Source organism: Streptomyces sp. URMC 126 (genome assembly GCF_051386555.1).
Classification (GTDB): Bacteria; Actinomycetota; Actinomycetes; order Streptomycetales; family Streptomycetaceae; genus Streptomyces.
In genome coordinates, this window is record NZ_JBPQTX010000451.1 from 1 (window position 1) to 4373 (window position 4373).

Consider the following 4373-nt stretch of genomic DNA (forward strand, 5'->3'; position numbering starts at 1 on the left):
GGGCGCCCGGGCCCTCTGCGCGGCGGACAACTCGTGCCTGGCCCACATCGGCGGCATCCTCGGCCGACGGGAGGCGGAGGGCCGCCGTGACGCCCGCGCGCCTTCCGGGCTTGGCGCCCGAAAGCCGACGAAATAACGACTCACCCGCCGAGGGCGGCGGCACCATACGTCACACGCTTCCCCCGCCCTTCCCCGAGCGCTCCTGTATCGCGCGGATGATGCCGGAGAAGTCCTCCTCGGCGCCCCGCCCTTCGGCGAACGCGGCGTACAGTTCGGCCGCGCGCAGCCCGAGGGCGGCGTCCACGCCGCCGGCCCGGATGGCGCCGGCGGCGAGGCCGAGGTCCTTGGCCATCAGCGGGGCGGCGAAGCCGGGCCGGTAGTCGTTATTGGCGGGGCTGGCCGGGACGGGGCCGGGCACCGGGCAGTTGACGGTCAGGGCCCAGCACTGGCCGGAGGAGGTGGAGGCCACGTCGAACAGGGCCTCCCGGGAGAGTCCGAGGCTCTCGCCGAGGACGAAGGCCTCGCTGACGGCGATCATCGAGATGCCGAGGATCATGTTGTTGCAGATCTTGGCGGCCTGCCCGGCCCCGGCGGGCCCGCAGTGCACGGCCCTGCGCCCCATGGCGGCCAGCACCGGCTCGGCCGCCGCGAACTCCGCCGCCTCACCGCCGGCCATGAAGGTCAGCGTGGCCGCCTCGGCACCGAACACCCCACCCGAGACCGGCGCGTCCAAGGGCCGGTGCCCCGCCTCACGCACCACCTCGTGGGCCGCCCGGGCGTCGGCCACGTCGATCGTCGAACAGTCCACGAACAGAGTGCCGGGCGGCGCGGCGGCCAGCACCCCCTCGTCCGCGTACAGACCGAGGACGTCCCGTCCCGTCGGCAGCATCGTGAAGACGACGTCCGCCCCGGCCACGGCCTCGGCGGCCGACGCGGCCGGCCGGACCCCCTTCCCCTCGGCGGCCCGGAGAGCCTCCGGCACCAAGTCGAACCCGCTCACCCGGTGACCGGCCTTCACCAGGTTGGCGGCCATCGGGCCACCCATGTTGCCCAGCCCGACAAAGCCGACGGCCTTGCTCTCCCGGGCGTTCGTCGCACTCGTCGCGTTCGTCTCAGTCACCAGGGCACCTCCTGTAGTGGAACGTCGCCGGGGTCCGGAACGGCTCCCGGTCGCCGAGCGGGCGTAGAAGCGGCCGACGACGCCCCGGGCGGAGGCGTCGGCGCACGTGAGGGCGTGCGGGACGTAGTGACCGTCCGGCCCGGGGTCCGGCCCTCGCCGACGCCCTGTGCACACACCCTCCAGCGGGTCAGGGCCGGGGCCCGGCGTGCACAGGGCAGTGTGGGAGACGCGGTCTCCGTTGGTTCCGGCGCCCGGGGCCCCGCGCCCGCGAAGCCGTGGTCCTCGGCGCCGAGCCGGCGACCGACGAGGCCCTGGCACCGTCGAGCACCGCCCGGCACGTGCGGGCTGGGCGTGCCGCCCCGTTCTCGCCTCGTCGGGGTTGAACGGCGGTGAGGAGTCCTCGCGTTCATCGGTGAACGGCGGCGCGCCACGGGACTGCCGTCGCCACTGCGCGCCGTCACAACGTCCGCCTCGAAGGCGCCGGGGACGAACCGCTTGACGCCGACGAGTACGGAAAGGCCGCTGTCGGAGCCGACGCCCGGCCCGGCCGGGCGGCAGCCTCCCGGTCGGACGCGCGCGGAGAGGGCGTGCGCTCGGCGGACGTACCGCGCGGCGGCCGGTATTCCGGCTCCCGGATCACCACGCGCCTTCCGCCTCCCCGGCGTCGCGTCGCCACTCCGTCGGTGACGTTCCCCCCTGTCGCCGGCAACCCCGTCAACTGACCTGCGCCACGGGCTTGTCGGCCATGACCATATAGTTGGACGCTTACCAAGTCCAGGGTCGGCCGGGCCGGGGAGACCACCGGCGCGTACTTACTCGCACACGCCCCCGTGGGCGCCGTCACTCCCACTGGTGTGCCCGGTGTGCCAGGGCGGGGTAGGGAGAAGAGGAACACCTCGCCCTCCCCGCCGCTCACACCGAGGAGCCCCAGACGTGAAGAACGCGTTGCGCACTCTGCTCGTTCCGCTGGCGGTGACGGCCGTCGCCGCGCTGCCGGCCGCCCCGGCCCATGCCGCCGACGGGTACGACCGGTGCCCGGCCGGCTACTACTGCATGTTCTCCGGCCTCGACGGCACCGGCGACATGATCAAGCTCCGCGGGAGCACACCCGACCTCGGGGCCCTCGGCATGAACGACCGGGCCAAGTCGGACTGGAACCGGACCTCCTCGACCGTCTACCTCTGGTCGGATCCGCAGTACGGCGGCTGCACGGCCGTGACCTCCGCGGGCCCGACCGGCAAGGGCAACTTCTTCCCCTCTTACCAGGACTTCTTCAGCTCGGTGCAGTTCGACGGCCCGGGCGGCCCGAGCTGCGGCACTCCGCCCGGCGAGGGCTGACCACACGGGAAGGAGGACGCGCGCCTCCCTCGTACGAGCCCGTCCCAGGACCCTTCCGCCTACGCTACGCCGACAACCGCTCGACCGCGGCCACGGCCTCCGCCAGGTCCTCCCGGTAAGTTCGCGGTAGGCCTTGATCGCCCGCAGTTTCCGTCCCCCGCGCACGAGGTCGGCGACCCGGTCCGGCTCCGGTCCGCCCTCGCGGATCCCCAAGGTGACGTTCGCCCGGTGGACGACGAGGCCGCCATCGCGCCGCAGGCCGGGCGCGGCCGTCGTACTCGGCGAAGGTGCGGAAGTTCACGTCGATCCACCGGACCTGCTGGTGGAGGTGGAAGTTCTCCCGGTTGCGCGGGCCGACGAGCGAGCTCACCGGCCCGTCAGGGATGTCCGGTTCGGCCCGTCGGCGTCCGGCGTCCGGCTCAGCGTGTCGGTGTCGGGCGCGGGCATGCCGGAACGGACGGTCGGTCCTTGGTGCGGACGGCGGGCAGCCAGGCGCCGCCCGGGCGGGAGCCGTCGGGCAGACGGACGCGGAACCACAGGGCGGACCACGTGCCGGTCTCGTCCACGATGGGCACGCCCCGGGTCAGTTGGCACTCGGTCGCCAGGACGTCCCCGTGCCACACGCGGGCCGGGACGACGTTGTCGATGGTGTAGGGCCGCAGGGGGTCGATCGCCAGTCCGAGGCTGCAGTCCGGGGTGCGTTCGGCGCGGTCGCGGCAGCGCTTCTCCGCGTTGAACACCCGGATCCGGCCGCCCGCCTGTCCGGACGCGGCCTCGGCGGCGGTGCCGGCCGAGGCCGCCGCGGTCGATCCCGCCGTCTCGTGGGGCGGCCCGGACCCGCCCCGGAGCCCGCCGCCCGCGTACGCCCAGCTCGCCGCCACCACCGCGGCCACCGAGGCGGCCAGGGCCGCCGCGGCACGGGCGCGCTTGCGGCGTTCCGGGTGCGGCCGGTGCGGGGACGGTGCCGGGCCGGACCGCGGTCCGGCCCCCTCGGCGGGCCCCTCGGCAGATTCCTCCGCCGGTTCCTCCGCGCGCTCCTCGGCCGGTCGCCCGGCGATGCGGTCCAGTAGTGCGTCGGCGGTGTGGGCCGCGCGCGCGGCGTGGGTCGGGGCGAGACAATCGGTGATCACGTCCCGCCAGAACGGCGGTACGGCGGGGTCGACGCGCAACGGGGCCCGGCCCTCGGCGTACTCCTGCGCGGCCGCGGCCCGCGACACCGGCGTGGCGCCGGGGAACGGCGTCGCCCCGGACGCGAACACCTGGTGGATGAGGATCCCCAGGGCCCAGACGTCGGCGCTGGGCCGGACCCGTACGCCGTGCTCGCCGAGCGGGGCCTTCCAGCGCTCGGGCGGCAGGTAGTCGAAGGTGCCCATGGGGGGCGCGTAGCCGTGAGTGCCCTGTGTGGCGGTCAGCTCCGTGGCGAGCCCGAAGTCGGAGAGCCGGACCGAACCGTCCGCCATCAGCAGGACGTTGTCCGGTTTGAGGTCGCCGTGCACCCAGCCGCTGCGGTGCAGGTGGGCCAGACCTTCGCAGATCTCGGTGACGAGCCGGGCGCCCTCGCCGGGCGTGACACCGGCCGCGAGACGGTCGCGCAGACTGCCCGCCGCGCGTTCCATCACCAGGACGATCGCGCCGTCCAGGTACGAATCGCCGGGCCGGCCGAGGACGAAGGAGTCGAGCAGGCGGATCAGCCGGGGATGCCGGGCGCGTGAGCCGAGTTCGACCTCGCGGCGGGCGGCCTCGGCGACGCCGCGCGCCTGGCGGGGGGCCAGCCCCTCGGTCGAGAGGATTTTGAGCGCGACGTCGGCCGGGGCGCCGGACGGTGGCACGCCCGCGCCGGCAGAACCGGCCCCCTCAACGCCCGTCCCCGTGCCCTCCCCGGGCGTGCCCTCGCCCTCACCAACCGCCCCCGATT

3 protein-coding genes and 1 pseudogene are annotated in these 4373 nt (G+C 74.9%); 1 reads left to right on the forward strand and 3 read right to left on the reverse strand.

Annotated elements, in window-relative coordinates:
* Nucleotides 1–169: 169 nt before the first annotated feature.
* Nucleotides 170–1120, reverse strand: coding sequence for a 3-hydroxyisobutyrate dehydrogenase (gene mmsB / locus ACSNOK_RS31090; RefSeq protein WP_436784141.1), 951 nt, complete (start codon nt 1118–1120; stop codon nt 170–172).
* 933 nt (nt 1121–2053) lie between these two features.
* On the opposite strand from mmsB, the gene ACSNOK_RS31095 reads away from it, so the two are divergent.
* Complete coding sequence (locus tag ACSNOK_RS31095) at nt 2054–2458, forward strand: peptidase inhibitor family I36 protein (RefSeq protein WP_436784142.1); 405 nt, start codon at nt 2054–2056, stop codon at nt 2456–2458.
* Between the two features lie 262 nt (nt 2459–2720).
* Here the strand turns inward: ACSNOK_RS31095 and ACSNOK_RS31100 are convergent.
* Nucleotides 2721–2843: pseudogene (locus tag ACSNOK_RS31100) on the reverse strand (esterase); the annotation flags it as partial.
* Nucleotides 2844–2877: 34 nt separating this feature from the next.
* The coding region (locus ACSNOK_RS31105; RefSeq protein WP_436784143.1) for a serine/threonine-protein kinase at nt 2878–4373 on the reverse strand (1496 nt) is incomplete at its 5' end.